Source organism: Streptomyces sp. SID14436 (assembly GCF_010548465.1).
In the GTDB taxonomy this organism is placed as follows: domain Bacteria; phylum Actinomycetota; class Actinomycetes; order Streptomycetales; family Streptomycetaceae; genus Streptomyces.
Window position 1 is genome coordinate 1 of record NZ_JAAGMD010000184.1, and the last position, 280, is coordinate 280.

Annotated in this window: 1 pseudogene; it reads right to left on the reverse strand. The window is 70.0% G+C overall.

Going from position 1 to position 280, the window contains the following annotated elements:
- Nucleotides 1–37: 37 nt before the first annotated feature.
- Nucleotides 38–280 (reverse strand): annotated as a pseudogene (locus G3I53_RS06675) (alpha-1,4-glucan--maltose-1-phosphate maltosyltransferase); the annotation flags it as partial.

Sequence of the window (280 nt, forward strand, 5' to 3'; positions counted from 1 at the left end):
GTGTCCTCGAAGGTGTCCGGCACGGGTTCGTTCAGGGTCATGACGGTCGTGGCCCTCCGTTTCGCGGTGCGGCGGGCGGTCGCTGGACGTGCAGGACATGCGCGGGAGCCCGCCCCGGCTCCAGCCGCACGTAGTTGGCGGTACTGCCCCAGTGATAGGTCTCACCGGTGAGTTCGTCGCGCACCGGCACCGGATCGTGCGGTCCGAGGCCGAGGTGCGCCATGTCCAGCGAGACCGTGGCCTCCTGGGTGTGGTGCGGGTCGAGGTTGGCGACCACCAG